The sequence below is a fragment of the Paenibacillus sp. FSL R10-2796 genome (genome assembly GCF_037965315.1).
GTDB lineage: Bacteria > Bacillota > Bacilli > Paenibacillales > Paenibacillaceae > Paenibacillus_AQ > Paenibacillus_AQ odorifer.
Genome location: NZ_CP150178.1, coordinates 4,134,140 through 4,159,463 on the forward strand (window position 1 = coordinate 4,134,140; position 25,324 = coordinate 4,159,463).

Consider the following 25,324-nt stretch of genomic DNA (forward strand, 5'->3'; position numbering starts at 1 on the left):
TATGAAGAATGTTATGGTTTTTCCGAACACCTATAAAGCTTTATATTCAAAGTAGTCAAAATAAGCCGGCTTCGCTTGCTGATCCAAATCCTGAGCACATACCCCGACATAGGAACCGGTAAAGCCAAGCTTGCCGCCATATTCATCCGAAAGCGTACCAAAATCTAAGGGAGTACAGACAGCTGTCCAATTCACCCCGTCTGATGAAGCATAAAACAACAGATCACGTCCATGAATTTCCGCCTTTAGATAATAACGATCCCAATCTTTCACAGATAGCTGCATAGAGGAAATCTCATCGTATTTGCCACCTCTACACAGCACAACGCCCAAACTAGTTCCACGAATCTCATCTGCGGTAACACGCAAATAATAGTAATCACTGTCATCATAATAGAGGACTAACCCAGCCATTTGCAGGAAGCTATCCGGCTCGAATTCCAGACAGGTTGTAGCTGAGCATTCAAAATGTTGAATCGGCCGGGCAATTAAACTCTGATCATGCAGTGAAGCTAATGACTCTCTGCCGCGCAGACGAAGAAAACCCGGACGTTCCTTCAAGCTAACCCAAGATTCATCAAAAGGCACACGCAAGCTTTGGTATGGAAGTCCAAGAACCTCTCCATCAAATTCATCTCGGTTTGGCAGCTCCTCAAAAGTGAATATCGGCAGTTCAGGAGCCACGGTCTCCAATGCAGGCAGCTTCCCTCCGTGGGCCAATCGCAACCAGCCATCCTCTGTCCATTCACAACGTTGAATCGCAGTTTCCCGGCCTAACGGATTCATCGTTGACGTTCCCGGAATCGGGCGTGTGCATAAATGCGCCATGTACCAGTCCCCATTCTGAGTCTCTACGAGCGATCCGTGCCCTGCTTGCTGAAACGGGTAGGTCAGATCATGTGCCGTGGTCATAATCGGGAAATCCGGATCAGTCTCATAAGGACCTGTGAGGCTTCGGCTTCTAGCTAAGGTGACCATATGGTTGATGCCGGTGCCTCCTTCAGCTGTCAGTAAGTAATAGTACCCATCCTTCTGGTACAATTGCGGACCTTCGGTCACTCCGATAGGTGTCCCTTTATAAATTTCATGGATAGGTCCCGTTAATTTGCCAGTCTCCGGGTCATATTGCTGCATAATGATGCCAGAGAAGTTATTGTGATTTTTACGGAAATCCCAACGCATATTAAGCAGCCATTTGGTCCCTTCCAGATCATGGAACAAAAATGGATCAAATCCGCTGCCATTAAGTCTAACCGGCTCACTCCACGGGCCCATGATATCCGTCGCTGTAATTAAATAATTATGCAGATCTTTATATACACTTTTGCGAGATTTCACATCTGTAAATAGCAGATAAAATACGCCTTGGTCATAAGAAAGCGCGGGTGCCCAAATGGAACCAGAGCTTACGTTACCACGCAGATCTACTTGTGAGGCTTCTGTCAGAACACGTGAAATGGAATGCCAATGAACCAGATCCTTGGAATGATGAATTTCTACACCTGGAAACCATTCAAAAGTAGAGGTTGCGATATAATAATCATCCCCTACTCTAATAAAAGACGGATCTGGATGAAAACCTGCCAACACCGGATTAACAATTTTTTGCGTCATAATGTTACCCTCCACTACCGGATTTTTCATAGTTTAACGTATTTATTGTATCGCTTTCATAACGATTAAAGTTATAATGAGATATAAGAAAATGTTTGTATTTTGTCATCTTGGAGGGCCTATGAAGCAGCTGTTCGAACCTGTTGTTTTTGAAGAACATAAGACCTTGATTTGGGATTATAAAATATATACCGACGACTATTACAAAGGTTATTATCACTGGCATCAATGCTGTGAAGTCATGTTCGTGTATGGCGGACAGGGAAACGTTGTTGTGAATCAGCAGATGTACGATATCCGCAGGGGAATGTTATTCTTTTTCCAGCCCTATCAGCTGCACCGGATCTATTCTGAGGTTTCTCCCGAATGTCCTTTTGAACGAACTATCTTCTACATTGATCCACATGTTGCTGAACACCTGCTGGAGGGTTTTGCGAAAAGGAAGGCTTTATTCACAGCGCTTTGGCAAGGGAAAAATACACATTGTGCCTTTGATCTTAAGGATCACGTTGAGTCTGTGGAGTGGATTCTGGAGCAATATAATCACAATAAAAAAGTCAGTCTGACTGAGGATACCGAAGACATTTCACTGTTAATTCTTCAATTATTGAGCAATATAGGAACTGAAGATCAGCATGTATTCCAATCCGGAGAACGGCGAACCTTGCGTTATTCTGAGAAAATCATGAGTTTTATCGAAGAGCATTATCATGAGGAGGTTAATCTGGATCAGTTGGCTGAGGAGATTCACTTGTCCAAATCCTATATCTCCAGAATCTTTCATCAGGAAACCGGAGGAAGGCTTGTTGATTATCTGACTGCCCGCCGGATCAAACAGGCCTGCCGCTTGTTAGGAACGACAGACCTGCCTGTGGAGCAAATCGGAATCACTGTTGGTTTTCCAAATGCCTCTTATTTCAATCAACTGTTCAAAAGAGTCCTAGGGACGACGCCATTAAAATATAGAAAAAGTAATTAGATCCAATCTACACAACCGTATTTTTTTCAGTCACGAAGAGTATATTTTTAGCAAAATGATTAATATCTATCAGCTCTGGGCGGGGGGCGTCCACCAGTTCACCATTGATCCTTAAATTGACAAAGGTCACATTTTCAACAGCTCTCTCTTCGTCATATCCATAAATTCGTGAAGGGTTGGCCGTCCCGCTATAGCTGATGTCGCGAAATGTAATGTCCCGGATGCTTGTCCCCGGCTCTGGATTGTAATCCTTGTTATAGACCACCCGCACATCAATTAGCTGCCCCCGCTCAATACGCTCTACACGTATATTTTCATATAGAACATTACATACCCTATTTCGATCCCCGGCATTAATCGCCAGTGCCCCCCAATAGTTCTCTTGCGGTTCGTGATGATTCAAGATATCAATATTTGCAAAAACAATAGACTCAATGGTGTCCCCGTTCCGTTCATGGTCCCCATGTGTACCAATCATTAATGGATGAGCGACATCCGCCCACAGAATGGAATCACGAACTCTAATATTACGGGTATCCCCATAAAAATCCCATCTCGAGCCGTAAATAGCAATACAATCATCCGAATTACGCATAAAAACATCCCGGATTCTAACCTCGGAACTAGACATAATATCAATGCCATCAGACCACCCCCGAGTGCTAAACGATTTGAAATTATCAATCACAATCTGCTCAGACTGCCCGATGAAAATGCTGTAATGTGGCGGATCAATCACGGTAATACCTTCCACATTTATAGATCGTGAAAAAACAATTCGTATCCCTCGAAAGGCCGAGAATCGATGAAAATCCGCAAGATAAATTATACCGCGACCACGAATGGATACATCATGAACTCCCTCGCATACCAAGGAACCTACAAGCACTGAACCTCCGGCAAGATACACCGTGGTTTCCGAAGGGACCGGCAATACTGTTTCTTCTATATAATGTGTGCCTGGAGCGAAATAAAGCACCTTCCTTTTTTCACGAGGATCAGCAGCGGCATTATCCAGCAGCCGTAAAAGATCAGGTTTCCGGTGTATACCCGGTTGGACTACTAGAACATTAGCATCCTCTGGTTGAGGGGCATCCTTCTCCTTAGGGTTAGCAAATAAATGCAGATTTCGAAAAATATCACCGTTGATCTCAATCGATAACTTTTGCGGACCTGTTAGCTTAAACAAAATGGTATTTCCATGATATTCGTAAGAGATCCCTCGCGAAGCCGGAGCAATGTTCACACAATCAATCTCCGTATAAAGACAGGTGACTTCAACTTCTACTGTACCTTCCAGATCAAAATAAGCCATGGATGCAGGACGCACCTCATGCATATCTACCTTAACCTCGTAAATAAACAAGCTATGCCATTCTCCTTCAGGCTGCCGTACTCTAACCTTATAATCCTCACGTCCCGGGATATCTTTAGATGCTTTATATACTTGTAAATCATCCACTTTACCATCCTCCTGTTCATTTCGATTGTATCGTTTCCAACACCGATAAAGTTTTAATGTGTTATGCAGAAATGTTTGTATTTTGTCAGTTTTAGATTATAAGCCAACTTCAACATGACAATAATCAAACATTTCCTTATATCAAAACACAACTTTCCTGAGCTTTAGAAAGCTATACTCATAACATCCTAATTTCACTGGAGGCAGTAATAATGAAAAACCTTTATTGGCAGGAGATCATGGGGAGACTCGATACAAAAGTGGAACGTATGATAGAGCAAATCGGTGATAAGTGCCCGCATTTCGCCGGAAAAGATGGCAAATTTGATGATATCGGTTCAGACTGGTGGACCACAGGTTTCTGGCCTGGACTCCTCTGGATCATGCATGATATGACCGGAAAAGATCTTTACAAGGAGGCTGCTTGGCATTGGGACGGTACCTTGGAGGAATGGTTTGTTAAACCAACGGTTGAGATGCATCACGATGTGGGATTCCAATTCCTTCCGACAGCTGTAATCAAACATACAATTACAGGTGACGAAGATGCCCTGCGCAGAGGGATTGAAGCAGCGAATTTCCTCGCCGCCCGCTATAATCCTGTAGGCAAATTCATCCGCGCATGGAATGAAGATAAATACGGCTGGGTAATTATCGACTGTATGTTAAATATCTCCCTGCTGTTTTGGGCCAGCAAAGTGACAGGTGATCCCCGCTATAAGCATATTGCAATTAGCCACGCCGAAACGACAATGCAATATGGCATACGTGAGGATGGATCCACCAAACATATTATTTCTTTTGACGCAGAGACAGGTGCTTATCTTGAGAATTTTGGCGGTCAAGGCTACTCGGCTGAATCCTCTTGGAGCCGAGGAACAGCTTGGGGATTGTACGGCTTTATCAATACTTATCGCCACACTGATGATGAACGTTTCCTGAACACTGCTAAGCGGATCGCACATTATTTCATCTCTGCTTTGCCTGAGGATCAAGTCCCTTATTGGGATTTCCGCCTAGAGGATGACACCCGGATGTTCCGAGATAGCTCCGCAGCCTCTATAGCCGCTTCAGGATTATTAGAGCTTGCAGATATCGTACCCTTAGGCGAAAAAAGTCTATATGCAAATGCAGCGGAGCGAATTCTGCGCTCACTGACGGAAAATTACGCAACCTGGGAGCTGCCAGAGCATGAAGCGATTTTATTGCACGGAACTGGCAGTGGCAATTCCTTCATTGATGTATCCCTGATCTATGGAGACTACTATTATATTGAAGCTGTCGCTAAATTAAATGGCTGGAAACATCGGATATTCTAATTGCAGATAGTTAATTTAAACAACAAAAAGACACCTCTCTTGAGGTGTCTTTATATATTTCAGGCTATTCGTTCACCAGTGCCGCAGCACCCTCCAGTAGCATCAAGCCGCTGAGTTGAATACTCAGCTGAACCGGAAGCTCCGGTTTCACTTCCCACGATGAACTGCACAGACCCAGTTGTTTATCCAGACCTTTTTCCCACAACTGCATTGCATTGGCCAATATGACCTCGCGAATACGGATATTTACAGGAGATATTTTACAGAGCTGAACCAAATAACGAATCAGAATGCCCTTGAACAATCCAGTATCATCAATGCCTTCATCAGGCAACATCAGATTAATTGGATCGCATAACCGATCAATACATGTATTAGCCGTTCGATTCGCATCTTCTAAGTAATGAACATCACCCGTATTCTTGTAAAGCTCTAGGCCAGCGCCTAGAAACACCCCCTGACAGTAAGTAAACTCCCAGTCGTAATCGATCTGGCCATCCCCGAGTCTATTCATCCCATCCCACACAAAACCAGTCGTAGAATCCATCAAATATATCTTGTTCCATTCATAGATACGGAGCGCCCACTCCAGATCCTCTTGCTTATGAAAAAGTTCATATAACCGGGCTGCAAGGATGACGGCAGGTGCATTGGCAGGTGTGTTTTTATAATCTAGCTGATCCTTCTTCCACGCCAGACCTCCACCCAACTGTTCATTCCAAGCCGTCTTAATATCCTCCCATAGATCAAGCACAGCATTTAAATAGGCTTCATGTCCTGTTACCCGATAAGCACGCAGCAACGCCAATGCTGTCCATTCCATATCATCATAGTAATTATGCCTGAAATTCCCCCCGTTATAAGCTTGCAGACTCTGACTTATCTCCTTAAATCTCAAGGAATACACAGGATCTCCACTACGCTCATAACCATCTACTAAAATATCAATGACATGAGCCTGCCACCAATAATAAAAGTTTTCCCCCGCAACGTTGTACGCTCTGGGATACCATTGGTTCATGATCCCCGTCTCAGCATTATAATAATTACGTAGTAGACATTGTTGGAACCACTCGGACTTTTCCTGCCAACTGACTGCTTCTATGGCTTCCTTTGCTTGTGTCATTAAGAACTCACCTCAACCCTGTTCCTTAGTTAATTCAGCCATCTTCTCCAGCAGCTTAATCGCACTAAGCTGGGAGCTGAGCTGAATTACACCAGCAGAGGACGAAGTCCAATCTGTGCCAAACAACACTTTATCCTCTGACTTTCCTTGTTCCCAGAGACATTCTGCATTCGCTCGCAGGAAAGCTCCAGCTTTAACTGCTGCGGAATCAGCTTTGACCCATTCAGCTGTATAGCGAATCAGGATTCCTTTAAACAGTCCCGCATCACCATTTCCTTCATCTGGCAGCACACCTCCCTCAGAGTCAGCAAGTTCATGGGCTGCGGCGGCAAAGGTTAGACGAGCATCCTCTAAATATTCCTGCTCTTTAGTGATACGGTACAGTTCAACTGCTGCGCCAATGAAAACACCTTGGTTGTAGGAGTATTTCCAATCTTTATCGATCTTTCCATCGCCAGTGCGATTCATGCCATCCCATACAAAACCCGTTGCCGGATCTACTAGATGCTCTTTTTGCCATCTGTATATTTTTAACGCCCATTCAAGATTGCCAGCTTCACCAAAAGCTTGATACAAGCGTGCCGCAAGTATAGCTGCCGGTGCGTTGGCTGGTGTATTTTTATAATCCAACTGTGATTTCTGCCAAGCAATTCCACCGCCCATATGCTCGTTCCAACCTGTCTGAATGTCGTTCCATAAAAGAAGGGCTGTATCTTTATAACCTTCCACTCCTGTTGCTTGATAAGCACGAAGCCACGCGAGAGCCATCCATTCCATATCATCATACAACTCATTTGGCCACATACCACCATTTCGTTGTAACAGACCTTCATGAAGTGCGGAAAGCCTTTTGGCATACCAGTTCTCTCCAGTCCGCTGTAGTCCATCTACCAATACATCCACAGCATGGGCCATCCACCAATAATGAAAAATCGTGTTGCATTCTCCATTTGGACAAGGTGTTTCTATATTGTACATTTTGATCGCTTCATTCCAGAAGAATGAATCCAATGCAGCTTGTGCTTGATTCGCCCGTTCCTCCCAAATCCCTATCTCCAATTGATTCATATAGACTCTCTCCCTGGTTCGATTTTTATTGCATTAACCCTTAATACCACTGAAGGCTATCCCCTGTACAAAATAACGCTGAAGAGCTAAAAACAACACCAATATCGGCAAGATTGCTACTAGCGCTCCAGCCATCATTGGACCGTAGTCTGTTTGAAAATTATAAGAAAAAGCTTGAAGTCCCATCTGAATCGTTGCTTTGTCAGGATCATTCAGCACAATCATTGGCCACAAGAAACTGTTCCAGCCCGCTTGGAAGGTAAAGATACTTAAAGTAGCCAGCGCAGGTTTAGTCAACGGCAAATATATCCGCCAAAATATTTTAAACTCTCCACAGCCTTCGATCCGGGCCATTTCCATCATGTCACTAGGCAAGGTGAGAAAGAATTGCCGCATGAAGAACACAGCAAAGGTTCCAGAAGCGCCCGGAAGAATAATCCCCCAGAATGAGTTCATCAGCCCGTTACCCCCGCTACCAAAAATATCATTTCCTCCAAAAAGAGGAATATGGCGCATGACATAAACCGTGGGGATCATCGTCACAATGCCTGGTATCATCATCGCCGCAAGCAGCACGCGGAATATCGGCTTATTGAGCTTAAAATTCAATTTTGCGAATGCATAACCACTGATAGAACCAAAGAACAGATTCGCCAATACACCCGCTACTGCAAGTACAAGCGAATTCCAGAAATAGAGCGCAAACGGAACCGTAGTAAATGCCTTACGATAGTGTTCTAAGGTCAAATGTGAAGGAAACCACCGGATGGGCATGGCGAAGATCTCTTCGTCAGGCTTCAAGGATGTAAGAACACTCCAATAAAAAGGTAGAAACATTACGATAGCAATAACTATGCACACTATATAATAGATAGATTTGCTTAAGCTTCTTTTTAATAACGAACTTCCGCTAGTATCCATACCTCTATCTCCCTTCTGCATGGCAAGCCCGGCTTATACAATGGACTCCTCCGCCTTTGTGATCCGCATGTTTATTAGTGAGAAAATGAGAATCGCCACAGCAAGCACAAATGCTTGTGCAGACGCATACCCCATTTGCAATTGATTAAAGCCCTGCTGATAGATCAGATAAACTGGAGTCTTTGTCATATTCGCCGGACCACCCTGCGTCAGCACAAAAGCTTGGTCGAACAACTGCAACGCACCAATGATTGACATCGTACTGACAAGAAAGGTTGTTGGTCGCAGCTGCGGCCAAGTAATAAACCGGAAACAAGCCAGCTTATTAGCACCGTCCAGCCGTGCAGATTCATACAAATAGTCGGGCACGCCCTGCAGACCTGCCAAGTAGATAATCATATTAGAACCTACCGATTGCCAGAGGGTAAGCATAATAATGGATAACATCGCCGTTCGGGTCTCGGATAACCAAGCTGGACCCGTAATCCCAACATAAGACAACAATCCGTTAACCAAACCAAATTCAGGATGCAAAAGCCAGATCCAAACGGTAGCAGCAGCAACGGCGGATGTAAGGGTAGGCAGATAATTCAATGTGCGGAACAACTTTACCCCACGCCAGGATCGACTAAGCAGAATCCCGAGGAGAAGCGAAATCAGAATATTAAATGGAACGAAAATGATGGAATACAGAAATACATTTCGGAATGTTTTCCATAACAAACTGTCCTCTATCAAACGGCGATAGTTATCAAAACCGATCCAATCGTTTCTACTAAGTACATCGTAGTTGGTAAAGCTTAAATATAGCGCCATTACCACAGGGATGACTGTGAATACTGTAAACAGCAATACCGTGGGTGTAATAAACAGATAAGCCGTCCGCGCCTGATGTTTCTCTAGCTTTCTGATGGAAGCCATTTCAGCTACCCCCTCCTAAGCAAAAGGGAGGCGAAACCTCCCTTCACTTCAAATGTCTTACTTATTATTTCACTACTTCATTATCCTTCAGCATTTTGTCGCCCTCTTCTTGCGATTTCTTCAAGGTCTCATCAATGCTCATCTTGTTTTGCTGATTAAGCTGCAAATTAGGGGCCAAAGCATCAGTCTCCATCACGGAATATCCAGGATGGTTCGGACGAACCTTGGCGAACTCCAACGTTTCCAGAAACGGCTGCCACTTTGGATCATCCTTGAAAAATGGATCTTCCATCGATGGCTTATAACCCGGCAGGTTTAGACTCGTCTTTGCCCAGAGCAACGCGTTATCCTTGTTCGCTGTCCACCATTTGATGAACTCCCATGCTTCTTCCTTATGTTTGGAGCCTTCTGGAATCACTAGCCCAAATCCACCCATGACACTACCTTTATCACCATTTGGTCCGGCCGGAGGAGGAACGATTCCATAATCCAGGTCTTTACCATATTTGTTATAGGTGCTGAGCATCCACGGACCGGAATACAGCATAGCCACTTTACCTGTGACAAAAGCATCTTGCCCTTCACCAAGTCCAAGTTCGAACCCTACTTTATACACTTTGTCCTTGTTCATTAGGCGATCCCAGAACTCAAGCACCTGCTTGCCCTGCTCATTATTAAAATTGGTCTTTCCATCCTCTGTAAGCATGGTGCCGCCAGCCTGTTGGAGATACATATTAAAAAGTCCCAAATCTCCCATAGAAAAACCTGCAGTCTCCAATTTATTTCCATTCCATTTCGTTAGCTTCGTAGCCGCTGCCTCTAACTCATCCCAAGTTGTTGGAGGCTGAAGTCCTGCTTCTGCGAGCAGCTTCTTATTATAGAAAAGAGCACGGGCATCTACTGTAAGCGGCAGCCCATATAATTTGTCATCGTATGAAAGCTCCCGTAGGGATTCACTGTAGAAATCATCTTCGGAAATACCGTCACGCGTTAAGTATTCATCCACCGGATGCAGTACATTTTTCGGGGCATACAGCGAAGTTCTCCAACGGTCCCAAAACAGTACATCAGGAGTGCCGCCATTGGTCGCAGAAGTTAGGAATTTCGTGATCATATCCTGTTGCAGCACATATTTTACGTGAATTTTATCCTGCGATTTATTAAAAGCATCCACCATGGTCTCGAATTGCTTCTGCCCCTCACCGCCCCAATCTCCCCAGAAGGTAAGCTCTGTCTTTTTCCCGGTACTGCTCCCAGCTTTGCTTGTGTTTCCGGTCTCTTTGTCCGCAGATCCGTTATTACCGCCGCAGCCCGCAGCAAGTGCAGTAGTCATTACCAAAACAATTGAGGTAACCAGCCATTTTTTCATGTTCTCTATCCCCTTTAGAGTCGATTATTCAAACCTTGTTGGTCTCATCCGCGCTTAATCTGCTTACCACAGCGCATGAGTACAAGCTCACAGAACATCATGTTTGCCCAAGAGAACCATGGACGTGTAAATTCATCAGGATTATCCACATGAAACCCTTCATGCATAAATCCAGTTCCTGCATCCGTCTTCTCCAGCAGATGAAGTAAGGCTTCCTGTTCCTCAAAGCGGGTAGATGTCATTCCCTGCATCGCTAAAGCTATGGGCCAGATATACCGATTTGGCGTATGCGGACTTCCAATGCCAGCAGCTGCTTTTCCTGCGAAAAAATAAGGATTAGTGCTACTTAAAATAAGTTCACGGGTATTTTTATAAATAAGATCATCAGCAGTCACATAACCCAAATAAGGGATAGAGAGTAGACTAGGTACATTTGCATCATCCATAAAATTCACCTGTCCCAGACCATCTACTTCATAAGCATAGACCGCTCCAAACTCTGGATGTTCTACAATTCCATACTCACTTATTCCCTTATTAAGCTGGTCAGATAGTTTTCTAGCTTTCTTTTCCAGCTCCTGATCACCTAAAATCTCACGGGCAATTTCACACACATATCGTAAAACAACCACCGCGAACATATTGGCCGGAACCAAATACCCATATTCACAGGCATCGTCACTAGGACGAAATCCAGACCAAGTCATTCCGGTATAAGCCGTCAACGTCCCTTTGCCTTCTCGAGCTAACGTATCCGTGGGCGGACAGTTCATCCGTTGAAAAAGATATTTTGAATCGCGCTCATGGTTCTGTTCGGTAGTCCATAATGTTATGATTCTTTCTACGCCTGTTACAAACGACTCATTAAACTGACTAGTACGGCCCGAATTCTTCCAGAGCAGATAACTCAGTTGGATTGGATAACATAACGAATCAATTTCATATTTTCTTTCCCAGACTCCCGGGCTCATCTCCGTCAGATCCTCTTGGTGGCCATGCCCACTTTCTTCTTCATTGAATGCGTTAGCATACGGATCAAGCTGGATGTAAGTAAATTGTCTACGTACAAGTCCCTCAATCATGTCTGCAATTTCTTCATCTTCGGAGGCAAGGATTAGGAAAGGTCTGACCTGTGCGGCGGAATCCCGTAGCCACATCGCTGGAATATCTCCGGTAATAACAAAAGTGCTTCCGTTTGGCATTCGTTTTAAGGTTGTGTTCCAGGTGTTGGCCATACATTTCTCGAACATTTCGGCTAATTTCGGGCGATCACTCAGCTGTGCTTTTACGCTAGATGCCAGTTTATGCATTGACTCGGGTATTTCTCTAGTTGCTTTCAGTTATAATACCCCCTTTTTCTTTTTAAATTTGAAGCGCTTTCATTGATTAGTATATTGTCATGTAATTAGTATGTCAATATGTTTATTTTATTATAATGATATATCAATACATCTATAATGATAAATACATATCTAAAACAAATAAAAAAACCCATCCAAAAAGATAGGTTTTTATAACAACTAATATATGTTTAATTTGGAGAATAAGCCAAAATTCTATTTAGAGATAGATTGTTTAGCGGAGCTTGTGGATTCACCAGAAATTAACTCAGCTTCCAGCATTATCTTATTGGACACACTCTGCCCGTTCATAATTCGCAATACATTTTCTACTGCGAGCCGCCCCATCTCTTCTTCATTTTGCCGTAAATGGGTAAATGCATAACCCGAACCGAGTGGAGTTGGCGGACTATCAAAGCAAATGATCGAAATATCTTCTGGAATCCGTAGCCCAAGTCGTTGGACCGCTGTTCTAGCCAGCAGCGCAATATTATATTCCACAGCAAAAAGCGCCGTTATTGTTGGATTCTTTTGCAAATGAGAAATTAACCGTGAAATGTCATGTTCAATATTCTCATCGTTGAAGGAATCCGGTAGTGTTGAGGTCAAATCGCTGACCCACAATCCCTTGTCTACAGCTATTCCCCGTTCCGCATGCGCTTGAATAAATCCCTCTACCCGCTCTTCAAGAGCTGTGGTATCCGCTGGAGGTGGAGAGAGAAAGGAGATATGAGTATGCCCGAGATCAAATAAATACTCCGTACCTTTGAGTGCAGCCTGCATATTATCAGTACTGATCGATGCTGCTGCCACTCCTTTTAAATGGCGATCTACCAGAACTAGCGGGAACCGTCCTATCACCAATTTTAGAATCTCCGCATTAAAAAATTCACCTTGAGCCGGAAAAATGATCAGACCATCTACACCTAAGCTGAGCAACTTCTGAATAGATTTCTCTTCGTTCTCCGGCACCCCAAACGTTCTTCTTAAAACCAGAAAACAATCATTGTCACGTGAAGCCTGCTCCATGCCATAAATTAAGCCTGTGCCATAGCTGTTGCCAAAGTCGGTAATAACCAGACCGATCGTCTTTTCCTCATGGTTAAAGGAATTGAAAACAGTTCCGTCGGAGACCGTCCCCGGAGATATCGCTGATTCCATGTAATCGACTGCTGGATCTGCCACAAATGAACCTCTCCCCGGTTTTCTCACAATTAATTGTTCCGCGGCGAGCATTTCCAGAGCTTTTTTACTCGTAATCCGACTAACATTATAGGCTTCAGCCAGTTCTTTCTCTGAGGGAACCCGTTCCCCTTGTCCGTAGGATTTATTAACGATAAGCTGCTTCACTTCATCAAATATTTTTTCATACATCGGTTTGGATGATGTTGTCTCACTCATGACTTTCGTTATCTCCTGACTCTAATTTTTTCATCTTATACATAATAATATATCATGATATATTAAGTTTGTCGACAGTTGTGCGGCTACAGCAAAAAAAGAGGGAGGAAGGATGTAAAGTGGAAAAATACAAAACTTCGTATATAAACAGAGATAACCCGTATGCAGTGAATGCTGGTTAAATAAAGGCTAAGTAATCGCTATAAATATCATTTCTACTATATTCTTAGATAATATCAAACCGTATTTCATCTAACAAGTTTTTACACTTTTGTCCATTTGTTCTTTTTTTATTCAAAAACAGCTAACACAGGTCTATCGTAAATTGCTGTTCAGAATATATAATAGAGACTATCTGGTATAGAAAGGAAGTTGAATAGTTAATGAAATTTAATGATTATCGCTATGAGCGCCCGGATGTAGAGAAGTTCAAACAGGATTTTAACAACCTGCTTAAAGATCTCAATGACACCGAGCCATTAGAAGTGCAAAAGGCTTCCGTTACCGCTATTAACAAGCTTCGCAATGAGTTTGACACCCTGCAGACATTGGTTAGCGTTCGCCATTCGATCAATACAACAGATGAATTCTACAAGGCTGAACAGGAATTCATGGACGAGATTGGCCCTATCGTTCAGGAATACATAACGGACTACTACAAAGCACTCGTCAATTCCAAATACAGAGCCGAATTCGAACAAGAATGGGGCACGCAGCTGCTTCAGCTTGCAGAAGTAGCTCTGCGTACTTTTAGTCCAGAAATCATCGAAGATTTACAATTGGAGAACAAACTCTCTACAGAATACGCTCAGCTTATCGCGTCCGCCAAGATTCCATTCGAAGGCGAAGAACGGACACTGACTCAGCTTACTCCATTTGAATTGTCCACGGACCGCGATATGCGCAAACGTGCTTCACAAGCCAGATATGATTTTATGTCTGAACATGAGAGTGACTTTGATCGAATCTATGACGAGCTAGTTAAAGTCCGTGACCGCATTGCTAAAAAGCTTGGTTACAGCAACTTTGTTGAGCTAGGTTATGACCGGATGATGCGTACCGATTATAACGCCGACATGGTAGCCAACTTCCGGAAACAAGTTCTGGAGCATATCGTACCCGTCTCCCAACAGCTTAAGAAACGGCAGACTGAACGCCTAGGTCTGGATGCCTTGAAGTTTTATGACGAGAACTTCAGCTTCAAGACTGGCAATGCCACTCCTAAAGGAGATCCTGACTGGATTGTAGCTAACGGATCCAAGATGTACAAAGAGCTCTCTCCGGAAACTGATGAATTTTTTACTTTTATGTTGGATAACAATCTAGTGGATTTAGTAAGTAAAAAAGGTAAGCAAGGCGGTGGCTATTGTACTTACTTCAGCCAATACCAAGCACCTTTTATCTTCTCAAATTTCAATGGAACCTCAGGGGATATTGATGTCTTGACCCATGAAGTGGGGCATGCCTTCCAGGTGTATGAAAGCCGAAATATTAATGTACCTGAATATGCTTTTCCTACTTATGAAGCCTGTGAGATCCATTCCATGAGCATGGAGTTTTTTGCTTGGCCATGGATGGAATTGTTCTTTGAAGAGGATGCAGACAAATACCGTTTCAATCATTTGGCAGATAGCCTTCAGTTTATTCCTTACGGAGTTACTGTAGATGAATTCCAGCATTTTGTTTACAGCAATCCTGAAGCAACCCCTGCTGAACGTAAGCAAGCATGGCGAGAAATCGAGAAAAAATATTTGCCGCACCGCAATTATGAAGGTAATGCTTATCTGGAACAGGGTGGATTTTGGCATAAGCAAGGCCATATCTTCGCCTCCCCGTTCTATTACATTGACTATACACTAGCACAGCTATGTGCCTTCCAGTTCTGGAAACGTTCAAATGAAGATTTTAAATCCGCTTGGAGTGATTATTTAGAGTTATGTCAAGCTGGAGGAAGCAAATCCTTTATCAAGCTGGTTGAACTTGCGGGCCTGACTTCACCTTTTGAAGATGGCTGCATTAGTTCGGTCATTGGGGAGATTGAAAGCTGGTTAAACAGCATTAATGATAAAGAACTTTAATAATACCTTGCAATACCGATAAAAAAGCAATCCCTGCTTCTTAGCTGGGATTGCTTTATTTTCATATTAAGGTTATTTAGCGATAACGAATCAACAAGTCCAGTGGATAACGACCTGCATTACGGCCATACAAAGCTAGCCCGCCGTCCTCTGCTTGCAGCTCCAAACGGAAAACACGATTGCGATCCAGCTTCGCTGCTAACTGCCCCGGTACACTTGCCTTGCATAGGTAGCCATAAGATCCAGCCTCATCCAGCTTATTCGCTATTGGCTGATAATGCCAAGACAAAATCCCTCTGCTATCAGCCGGATCATCCGGTAAATAGAAAGAACCAATCCGCTGCCCATCCACCAGAACGTTCACTCGGGAAGGATGACGCTCTTCATCCGTCATATAATACGTATTCGGATTATATTCCACCCTCGCATCTGCCCCATGCATAAGATCAAGGCCCATATCATTAAGCTTCGTACCTTCAACATGCCGCGCCAGCAATCGTTTAGCACTTGCTTCGAAGATGATTTCGATCTCACCAATCATTGATTTATCTGCTGCATCTGGCAGTGTAACCTCGTATACATACTGACCTTGCCCAGCACCATTGATCTTAGATCCTTGGATAGCATCCCATTGATGCTTAAAGTTATGATCGGTATAAGCTCCCACTGGAATTTGAATAAATTCTCCTTCACCTTTAAACAATACAGTGTTATTACCGCCTCTTACATCAAAAGTAATGAAATTCCGCGTGATCGCTTCACCCTTCTCATTAATCAGAGAAACAGCAAGTATTGCAGCCGCCTCCTGACCAGGCATTGTAATGTTCAAAGAAGGAAGTATAGTGTTTCCAAAGTTATCCCATTTCACAGACATATGTCCACTTTGCGCAGTGACCCGAGTCCCCAAATTGTCGTACCACAGTTCCCATTTCAGCTTCAAATTATGACCGTGATAGCTGTCCGCGAAGCTCGAACCTAGCAAAGGTACTTTAACACTCTGCCCTGCTTCTACTGTCTGGCATGGAGGAGCATCTATCACGATAAAATCTGGGGAATGCAGATCCGCAATCGTCATCCCGGGAACAAAATCCCCATATCCAAAATCCTTATCGCTCCCGTCTAGCCGGTAATAACCATTGAACTCATTCGTAACATCACGGAATTCAGTAAATACGAATCCACATAGCTTATCATGCCGCCGGAATTCATTCATCATATAGCGGTAATGCCATGCCAAATCACTGTCCCCTGCACCACCTTCTATCCCCCACACGTTACCGCATTCGCTGTTCATTAGAGGGGCATCAGACTGTACGTTGCCGCCAATACAGTTAAACTCCGATCCCGGGAATGTTTTATCTATAACCTCATTTAAGTGGGCTTGCAGCTGCTCGTAACCATTAATGTAAAAGTGCCATGTATTAATATCCGATTCCACATGATCATAATTACACGGCGAGTTATCCTCAACAATTCTAGTCGGATCAAGCTGCTTCGCCCAGCGATATTTCTCCCGCACCCATTCCTGTGTCTCTTTAAGATAACTACTCTGCTGCTGTATATCACTTGTGAGGCTAGCCTCCTGAGCATCTGTCTTCAAACCCCAGGTCTCGTTGAACATAACCCACGAAAAAATAGATGGATGATTATAATCTCGTTCAATCACCTCAAGGGCTTCTCTCTCATAGGAGGCTCTGGCCTTGTCATCCGGATTACCCCAGAAACAAGGCATATCTTCCATAACAAGAATGCCAAGCTTATCCGCCCAATACAGCTTACGGGGTTCTTCGGGCTTAATATGAATTCGCACCATGTTTAGCCCTAAACGTTTCATTAGATAAATTTCATCCCGCATGTCTTCATCCGTTGGATAGGTGAAAAACCCTGTCTTGTGATAGGACTGATCAAGAGTACCGTTCAAATATATCGGCTTACCATTTAAGGTGATCCACCGATAATCACGATCTTCAAAGCGGGCAGTCTGAATTTCGCGAATTCCGAAATAAGTGCTGACTGTATCTGTACCAAACGATCCACTAAGCTGCAATTCACCTTCATATAAATAAGGATTTTCTGGACTCCACAAATGCGGATTGGGAACATCGATAGACAGCTTACATTCGTTCACCCCTGCTATAAGCTGCAGCTTCTCTGTATGAACAACAGAATGATCAGCGAATTGCAGCGTAAACTCTGCCGAACCCGTTTCATGCGCAATTATTCTTGTAGTTACCTTCACCTGTCCATCTATACGGGTCACAAACTTTGCATCTTTCATATAAGTTTCGGGACGTACTTCAAGCCATACAGGCTGCCAAATTCCACGGATTTCTCCATATCCTTGTTTGCCCCGCGCTTGATAAGCATGATCGAAATCCTCAGCTCTTACGACAATATTATTCTCACAATTAGCTGCCCAGTAAGGTGTAATATCAAATTCAAATGAACCATATCCACCTTGATGTGAACCTACATGTTCTCCATTTATCCACACATCACATGAATAATCTACTGCCCCAAAACGTAAAAACAATCGTGTTTGTTGGTCAACAGCCTGCCCATTCACGGTGCGGCGATACCAGCCTATTCCTTGTTGATCGCAGCCAATTCCGGATAAGGGACTTACCCAAGAAAAAGGTACAGTGATCATTGAGTCGTAAGCGATTTCAGGATTGGAGTACCATAACGCCTTCATACCTTCATTGTTCGGATCAAACTTAAATGACCATTGCCCATTCAAATTCATCCATTCATGACGTTGCCAATTTGGATGAGGGTGTTCAGAACGAGGAATCGCAAGTGTCTCAGAAGCTAATATAGAAGTTGTCATATGGCGAGCACAGCCTTTCAAAATAAGAAGTTGAGCCCATTTTAGCACCAGTATATGTTTTTCGCAATGTTTATTATGATTTTACAATACTCGTTCTTCATTGTACAATAACCTCAACCCATCCTATACGAAAAGGAACAAATATGATGAATGATATTTCACAAGAAACGATACGTTATCCCGCGTCACGAATTTTAGATGTAGCTAAAGCACTGTCTGGTGACGTCCGCGTCCGCATTCTTGAAGCCCTTGGAGAGAAGCCTATGAGTGTCAGTCAATTAGCTGAGACGTTAGGTGTAGCTCAGCCAACGATATCTATCAATGTGCAGACGTTAGAACAGGTTAATCTTATCTCATCTACACAAGGAGCAAATCGCGAAAAAATCTGTGCGGTCACCTGTCGCTCTATTCAACTCGATCTCCCTTCAAAGCTAGGGGATGGGCTGCATCAAACTGAGGAAATACATATGCCCATCGGAATGTTCTCCCACTGCTCCATACAACCGTCCTGCGGGATGGCCGGAAAAGATGGTGGTGTCATTGGCTCCCAAGATGATCCAAGAGCATTCTACATGCCTGAACGAGTCGATGCCTCTCTCTTATGGTTCGCAGAAGCCGGTTATGTCGAATACTATTTTGCCAACCCCCTGCCTCCAGGCGTCGAGTTGGACGAAATCCGCATTTCGGCAGAAGTATGCTCAGAAGCCCCTTCATTTCGAGAGGATTGGGCCAGTGATATCAGCTTATCCATCAATGACCAGTTAGTCGGGACTTGGACCTGTCCCTCCGATTTCGGGAACCGCAAAGGGAAACTGACCCCTGAACGTTGGAGAAGTGGAACTGAATATGGAGCTCTTACTACATGGAGTGTCTCGGAATCGGGCAGCAGCTGTAATGGTTCTCTCTCATCTTCCACTACAATCAGCTCTTTAAAGCTGGCGTTTAATGAACCTATTCGTGTACGTTTTGAAATTCGGGAGGATGCACTCAATAAACGAGGACTAAATCTGTTCGGAAGTGGGTTCGGGGACTATGCCCAGGATATCATACTGGCGTTTGTACGACGTCCGAAATGAGGAAAAAGAGGCAGGAGTGCCTCGGAAGTGGATCCAATGTTCACCAGCATCAAGAAGAACATCAACAATGGATGCACACTTCCAGCCCTGACCAGATGGACCTCTCTATTTCATACCAGTAGAGACATTATTTTGCTTCAACTTTTTTTAGATTCTCAGCGACTCTGAAGGTTACAATCTTGCTAATTAATTCATAAGGCATAGGCTTATCAATAGGGAATTGAACGGAACCTTTAGCACCTTTATAGCCTGATAATTCATCTTTAAAAGCATTAATTCCACTTGGAGTTGGATAGAATCCAATATGCTTGGGATAAGCAGCGAAATGCACCAAATTTCCGTGTAATGCAAAAGTAGGCATCTGATAGCTTATTTTTTCCTCTGCTTCCGGTGCCGCCTCTTTTATCACCTTTCTTAACGTATTAAGGATTTCCTGAACCTCAAGCGAAAACCCGGAAATATAGGCATCGATCGATTCATATGTGATTTTACTTTCATCCATGATATAACTCCTCTCTGGATCATCTCCACGATTTGCATAAATGTAGGGCCGCTAAAGCCTCAGCTTCAGTACTTTTGAACAACATTTTATCGCCTTGATTGCATTCGTAAATAAAATCATTCAGACTTTTGCTGTTATAGCTTGTAAATTCTCCTACGATAGCAACTCTCATCTGATAGTTTGTATATTTTTGTGCAATCTCACCAGCAACTCCAGACTTTAGCTCGAAAAAATCATCCGTAATCTGTTCCTTCCTCAGAAGCATTTTATCGCATCCTTGGTATTTCACATTCATCATTAAGTCTAAGGCATCCCTTACATTATTGATTATGATCTCCTCACCAGAGATTATAGCTACCGTTGAATCATTCTTATCATCCACTGTGATTTTCATTCAAGACTACTCCTTTTCCGCAAAGAATTTCTGCAACATTTTGATTACTCTGCTTAATCGCAACCGACCATGCAGATTCACCACTTTTTATTTTAGCAGAAATGTCGGCGCCATGTTCGATTTACAACTCTATTAGTTCTACATTATCCGTATGAAAAGCAGCAGAATGTAAGGAAGTATAACCATCACTATCGAATATATTATTCTCCATACTCGCAAGGTGCGGATGAGCTTTCAGGATTTCTTTCAGCCGTTCTGCATGGCCTGATTGTGCTGTCTGAAATACATCATTAATGATTAATTATCGTATAAACGAGCTAAGCCATAAAAAGAAAAGAGGATTCGTTCAATGTTCTTTGAACGAATCCTCTAATGATCACAATTCTGGAGCTCAGTAGATTAGATTAAATCCGACTTTTCAAGTAGCCGCTTCACGATCTCTGCAACCTCAGCTCTGGTCATATCATCTTTCGGAGCAAGCCCTTTACTGCTTCTTCCCTTGATAATGCCTGCCTGCAAAGTGTCAGTAACTCCACTGATTGCCCAGTTAGAAACCTTACTACTATCTGTAAATGGAGCTAACAAAACGTCAGCCGATTGAACAGAAAGCTTAGTCTGTAGCGCTGTAATTTTCATCGCTTTAGCAATAATTAACATCGCTTGTTCACGGGTAATATGTTCATCAGGGCGGAACATGCCATCTTCAAAACCATTGATTAATTGATAAGTAAATGCCGTGTTGATCGCACTGTTATACCAATCCGTGGTCTTTACATCTGAGAATGGTGTTGCAGCTTGTTCCATCTCAAGTCCCAGACCGCGCACAACAATCGCCGCAAACTCAGCACGGGTAATGACTTGATCCGGAGTAAATTGACCACTACCTGTTCCCTCAATGACTAATCGGGAGCCCATATCGTTCACTGCCTCTTTTGCCCAGTGATTAGCTACATCACTAAATTCAAGCGGATGCCAGATTACGGAGTAAGTACCTCCGCTTAAGCTGTTGATAGTAGCAAAATATTTGCCATCAATTACAACCACTTTAGTAGGAACATGGTGTACCGAACCTTCGGAATCAACGTACACTCCCGTTGTAATCTTGTTCGGGTCCATCCCTTCAGGAATGGCTATGGTACGTTTAACATACGTATTGAATTGGGAAAGTTCAATACTCTTATCTCCGTAGATACCTCTAGCCGTAAAATTAACTGGCGCGGAAACTAATGAGAAGGATCCTTTTTGCGCAGCTGCTTCTAAAGCTTTAACTTTATCGGCTGTAGGAGCACTAATTTCAATCTGTATCTTAATATCTTGCAAAGCTACCGACTTGCCGATTTGCTCGTTCAAAGCGTCAATATTAATTTGTTGAGCAGGCAGTGTAAATGTCGCATTTCCCGCTTTAATCTCAAGAATCGCTTGATTACCCTGCATATTTTTAACCATTTGTCCATTTAATTCGCCAACTATAACATCAGATTTACTATTTGCACCGATAGAAACTACTGTACCTTTACCTTCAGTGGCGAGCTTGTCCTCTAGCTTCTTCTGATCTAACACAATAGTGGTTAACGTTTGCTCATTCCGTTTACCATTCGTTGCGGTTCCAACTGTTTCAGCTTTACCATTGATTAGAATGGAAGCAGCATTTACCACAGGTGCCGGAGTTGGTGATGGGGTTGGTTGCGACGGAACAACAACATCACCACCAGATGGAGTGCTAGGAACAACTGCATTGGACTCAGCAGAGAATTCGCTGATGCCAGCTTTATTGATTGCCTGTACCGTGAAGGTATAGCTTGTTCCATTCGTCAAACCACTGATTGTCAGAGGACTTCCAGTTCCTGTAACCGTCAAACCTCCCGGATTAGCAGTTACAATATATCCTGTGATTTCGCTGCCTCCATCGTTCACCGGCGGGATAAAGGTGATGATTGCTTGACCATTCTCTGCAGTTGCAGTTACGGATGTTGGAATTCCAGGTGCTGTAACTGGTTTAACAGGTGCCTTCACAGTAACGGTTGTAGAAGCCGTATAACTACCATCTTTCGTCGTTACCGTTATGATGGCTGTTCCTTCACCAATCGGCGTTACTACTCCATAAACAACCTTAGCTACTGTCTCATCGCTCGAGCTCCAGATCATACCTTTATTTGTTGCATTAGCAGGTGCTACTGTCGCTTGTAGAGTTCCCTCGCCTTCACCCAATGTTAAGTTAAGTTCTGTCTGGTCTAAAGTCACCCCAGTTACGATAACGTCAGGTGGCTTAGGAGCGGCTACATTAACTGTGGTTGTAGCTGTAAAACTTCCATCTTTCGTCGTTACCGAAATAACTGCTGTCCCCTCACCAACCGGAGTTACTACTCCGTTCACAACGGTCGCGACTGTCTCATCACTAGAGCTCCAGATCACGTCTTTATCCGTTGCATTGGCAGGCTCTATTGTTGCTTTGAGGAGTCCATCAGCTTCACCAGCTGTTAAATTCAGTGTCTCCTGATCTAGCTTCACTCCAGTTACGTCCACAACGGGCGGGATTGGGGCACTCACACTAACTGTGGTTGTAGCTGTAAAACTTCCATCTTTGGTCGTTACCGTAATAACTGCTGTCCCCTCTCCAACCGGAGTTACCACACCGTTCACAACGGTCGCAACTGTCTCATCACTAGAGCTCCAGATCACGTCTTTATCCGTTGCATTGGCAGGCTCTATTGTTGTTTTGAGGAGTCCATCAGCTTCACCAGCTGTTAAATTCAGTGTCTCCTGATCTAGCTTCACTCCAGTTACGTCCACAACGGGCGGGATTGGGGCACTCACATTTACTACAGACGAAGCTGTAAAACTTCCATCAGTAGTCGTTACCGTGATAACTGCTGTCCCCTCTCCAACCGGAGTTACTACTCCGTTCACAACGGTCGCGACTGTTTCATCGCTCGAGCTCCAGATCACGTCTTTATCCGTTGCATTGGCAGGCTCTATTGTTGCTTTTAGGAGTCCATCAGCTTCACCAGCTGTTAAATTCAGTGTCTCCTGATCTAGCTTCACTCCAGTTACATCCACAACAGGCGGGATTGGGGCACTCACACTAACTGTGGTTGTAGCTGTAAAACTTCCATCTTTGGTCGTTACCGTAATAACTGCTGTCCCCTCACCAACCGGAGTTACCACACCGTTCACAACGGTCGCAACTGTCTCATCACTCGAGCTCCAAATTACTGTTTTGTTCGTGGCATTAATAGGTGCTATTACGGCACTAAGCGTGTCTCCTGCTTCTCCTTCCGTTAAACTGAGTGTTGGTTTATCCAGGGTCACTCCGGTTACGATTACATCCCCCGTATTGTTCACGGTCACATTAAAAGTGTAGGTGTTGCTTAATGCTCCATCACTTACCTTAACAGAAATCACACTGGTGCCAAAAGCATTCGCTGCGGGTGTTATTTCTAAAGTTCGTTGCTCACCACTTCCACTTATTTTCAGTCCATTATTCGGAATTAAGAGCGTATTCGAGGAAGTAGCTGATACTTGTAGGTCATCTCCATCCACATCGAGGACCTTAAAGGATCGTGAGACCGACTTGTTTTTATCGGTTGTAGTATTCCCCATAAAACCTGTGTCCTGCTTCCAGGTTGCCCCAGTAATTGTGCCGTTCTTAAGGGGAAGACCAGAGGTATTAATAGCGACATTCCCATCATTGCTATTCGCTAATTTATAGTTTAAAGCCAAATTAGGCTCCGAGCCTGTCAAGTCGACATTCATTTCTCGAACAATATCACTTTGGGTCTTGGCTTTACTCCAGAACCTCACGTCTCTCATTCCACCGTTATAATCTCCGTCCTGTCTCCACGTGCTTTTTCCAAGCCAGTTATTCGGACGTGCAACGTTTCCTACTGTACTTAAATCCATGGCCCCTTCTGCCTTAAGTACACCATCCCAATAAATCCGTCCCTTTTTCTGACTGTGATCATAAACAATTGCGACATGAACCCATTTAGAAATCGGGAAATCCTCAGTGACATTAATATCTCCCTTATTAGTGTAGGCAGTGAAATTCATCCGTTTACCGTTAAAACCCACAAAAATATTGTGGTTCTGCTCTGCGATCGATGATTCAAAAAATCTCATCCATGTCTGAAAAGCATCTACTTTCAAAAATCCTTCAACTGTAAAAGAATTCCCATAAATCCGTTGATCCGGGAAGGTCACATAATCCCCGTTACCGTCAAAACTAAGATAGTCCCCACCATTTAGTTCTGTCAGATAAGGTGCATCGTTCACTGGATTTACAGTAATTACGGCTATACCCGGATCTGAGCTGAACGCGGCAGATACTGTGGTATTCGCATTTTTTTGATAATTTTGATAACCGGATGCTGTTGTATCCCATAGCTTAAAGCTAATGGATGCCGTTCCGTTCCAGTCTTTCGCCGGGACAAAACGGATTTTCTCCGATTTCAGCAGCAGAAAAGCATTACTGTTCGACACCGGCTCGATATTATACCAAATTCGTCCCACCGTGTTGTAATACTGCCAGGCCCCTTTGGTATTATCTAAAGCTACTACAGCAATCCCTGTTGACGCTGGATCCGATACTTTTCCTGTCAAAAAGCTGGCTACCTCAACTCCTGCGTTGGAATAGTCATCTTCATTGATGGACGTTATTATAGCTGGGCTATTCTCGAGCCAACCGAAACTAGCTTTTGCACTTATGATTGGAGTTTGCATAGGACCCACTCCCTGCACCACAAGTCCAGTACATAACGAAATACTAATGCCTATTTTCATAAATGATGGCTTCAATCTCTATTTCCCCCTCTAGCATAAATCATGTCCTTAATTCGACAATAATCGAGAGTATTATACAAAATTAAGATAAACAAAAAATAAACAAAAAAAGAACCCTCGATAGCCATCCTTTCGAAGGTTCCTT

The 25,324-nt window shown here is 43.6% G+C and carries 17 protein-coding genes; 4 read left to right on the top strand and 13 right to left on the bottom strand.

The window, feature by feature from the left end; genetic code table 11:
- Nucleotides 1–30: 30 nt before the first annotated feature.
- Nucleotides 31–1,614, bottom strand: a complete 1,584-nt coding sequence (locus tag NST58_RS18780) for a glycoside hydrolase family 43 protein (RefSeq protein ID WP_339243785.1) — start codon at nt 1,612–1,614, stop codon at nt 31–33.
- Nucleotides 1,615–1,735: 121 nt separating this feature from the next.
- On the opposite strand from NST58_RS18780, the gene NST58_RS18785 reads away from it, so the two are divergent.
- Complete coding sequence (locus NST58_RS18785) at nt 1,736–2,593, top strand: AraC family transcriptional regulator (protein WP_076128265.1); 858 nt, start codon at nt 1,736–1,738, stop codon at nt 2,591–2,593.
- A 7-nt stretch (nt 2,594–2,600) separates the two neighbouring features.
- On the opposite strand, the gene NST58_RS18790 is transcribed toward NST58_RS18785, so the two are convergent.
- Nucleotides 2,601–4,055, bottom strand: a complete 1,455-nt coding sequence (locus NST58_RS18790) for a glycosyl hydrolase family 28 protein (RefSeq protein ID WP_339243786.1) — start codon at nt 4,053–4,055, stop codon at nt 2,601–2,603.
- Between the two features lie 212 nt (nt 4,056–4,267).
- Here NST58_RS18790 and NST58_RS18795 point away from each other — a divergent pair, with 212 nt between their 5' ends.
- Nucleotides 4,268–5,374 carry a glycoside hydrolase family 88 protein gene (locus NST58_RS18795; protein WP_339243787.1) on the top strand — a complete coding sequence of 369 codons (1,107 nt, stop codon included), beginning with the start codon at nt 4,268–4,270 and terminating at the stop codon, nt 5,372–5,374.
- A 64-nt stretch (nt 5,375–5,438) separates the two neighbouring features.
- On the opposite strand, the gene NST58_RS18800 is transcribed toward NST58_RS18795, so the two are convergent.
- From NST58_RS18800 to NST58_RS18830, 7 genes are all read right to left on the bottom strand, one after another.
- Nucleotides 5,439–6,500 (bottom strand): glycoside hydrolase family 76 protein, encoded by a 1,062-nt coding sequence (locus NST58_RS18800; RefSeq protein ID WP_339243788.1) that lies wholly within the window; start codon nt 6,498–6,500, stop codon nt 5,439–5,441.
- Between the two features lie 12 nt (nt 6,501–6,512).
- Nucleotides 6,513–7,568, bottom strand: coding sequence for a glycoside hydrolase family 76 protein (locus NST58_RS18805; RefSeq protein WP_339243789.1), 1,056 nt, complete (start codon nt 7,566–7,568; stop codon nt 6,513–6,515).
- Between the two features lie 33 nt (nt 7,569–7,601).
- Nucleotides 7,602–8,489, bottom strand: coding sequence for a carbohydrate ABC transporter permease (locus NST58_RS18810; protein WP_076142466.1), 888 nt, complete (start codon nt 8,487–8,489; stop codon nt 7,602–7,604).
- Nucleotides 8,490–8,522: 33 nt separating this feature from the next.
- The gene (locus tag NST58_RS18815; RefSeq protein WP_036688088.1) at nt 8,523–9,410 is read right to left on the bottom strand and encodes a sugar ABC transporter permease; all 888 of its coding nucleotides are present in this window, start codon (nt 9,408–9,410) and stop codon (nt 8,523–8,525) included.
- 64 nt (nt 9,411–9,474) lie between these two features.
- Nucleotides 9,475–10,779, bottom strand: coding sequence for an ABC transporter substrate-binding protein (locus NST58_RS18820; RefSeq protein ID WP_076184486.1), 1,305 nt, complete (start codon nt 10,777–10,779; stop codon nt 9,475–9,477).
- Between the two features lie 44 nt (nt 10,780–10,823).
- On the bottom strand, nt 10,824–12,089 hold the full coding sequence (locus tag NST58_RS18825; protein ID WP_076194650.1) for a glycoside hydrolase family 125 protein: 1,266 nt from the start codon (nt 12,087–12,089) through the stop codon (nt 10,824–10,826).
- Nucleotides 12,090–12,335: 246 nt separating this feature from the next.
- Nucleotides 12,336–13,520 (bottom strand): GntR family transcriptional regulator, encoded by a 1,185-nt coding sequence (locus tag NST58_RS18830; RefSeq protein WP_076194647.1) that lies wholly within the window; start codon nt 13,518–13,520, stop codon nt 12,336–12,338.
- 383 nt (nt 13,521–13,903) lie between these two features.
- On the opposite strand from NST58_RS18830, the gene NST58_RS18835 reads away from it, so the two are divergent.
- Complete coding sequence (locus NST58_RS18835; RefSeq protein WP_076184489.1) at nt 13,904–15,598, top strand: M3 family oligoendopeptidase; 1,695 nt, start codon at nt 13,904–13,906, stop codon at nt 15,596–15,598.
- 76 nt (nt 15,599–15,674) lie between these two features.
- Here the strand turns inward: NST58_RS18835 and NST58_RS18840 are convergent, their stop codons facing one another.
- Complete coding sequence (locus tag NST58_RS18840) at nt 15,675–18,428, bottom strand: sugar-binding domain-containing protein (RefSeq protein ID WP_339243792.1); 2,754 nt, start codon at nt 18,426–18,428, stop codon at nt 15,675–15,677.
- A gap of 143 nt (nt 18,429–18,571) precedes the next feature.
- Here NST58_RS18840 and NST58_RS18845 point away from each other — a divergent pair, with 143 nt between their 5' ends.
- A complete protein-coding gene (locus NST58_RS18845; protein ID WP_254848923.1) occupies nt 18,572–19,504 on the top strand; it encodes a helix-turn-helix domain-containing protein in 933 nt (310 codons plus the stop codon).
- 127 nt (nt 19,505–19,631) lie between these two features.
- Here the strand turns inward: NST58_RS18845 and NST58_RS18850 are convergent, their stop codons facing one another.
- The 3 genes from NST58_RS18850 to NST58_RS18860 all read right to left on the bottom strand — a co-directional run bounded on the left by NST58_RS18850 (nt 19,632) and on the right by NST58_RS18860 (nt 25,194).
- A complete protein-coding gene (locus NST58_RS18850; RefSeq protein ID WP_076304056.1) occupies nt 19,632–20,006 on the bottom strand; it encodes a DUF1801 domain-containing protein in 375 nt (124 codons plus the stop codon).
- A gap of 19 nt (nt 20,007–20,025) precedes the next feature.
- The gene (locus NST58_RS18855; RefSeq protein WP_076128242.1) at nt 20,026–20,400 is read right to left on the bottom strand and encodes a DUF4180 domain-containing protein; all 375 of its coding nucleotides are present in this window, start codon (nt 20,398–20,400) and stop codon (nt 20,026–20,028) included.
- Nucleotides 20,401–20,799: 399 nt separating this feature from the next.
- Nucleotides 20,800–25,194, bottom strand: a complete 4,395-nt coding sequence (locus NST58_RS18860; protein ID WP_339243794.1) for an Ig-like domain-containing protein — start codon at nt 25,192–25,194, stop codon at nt 20,800–20,802.
- Nucleotides 25,195–25,324: the final 130 nt, after the last annotated feature.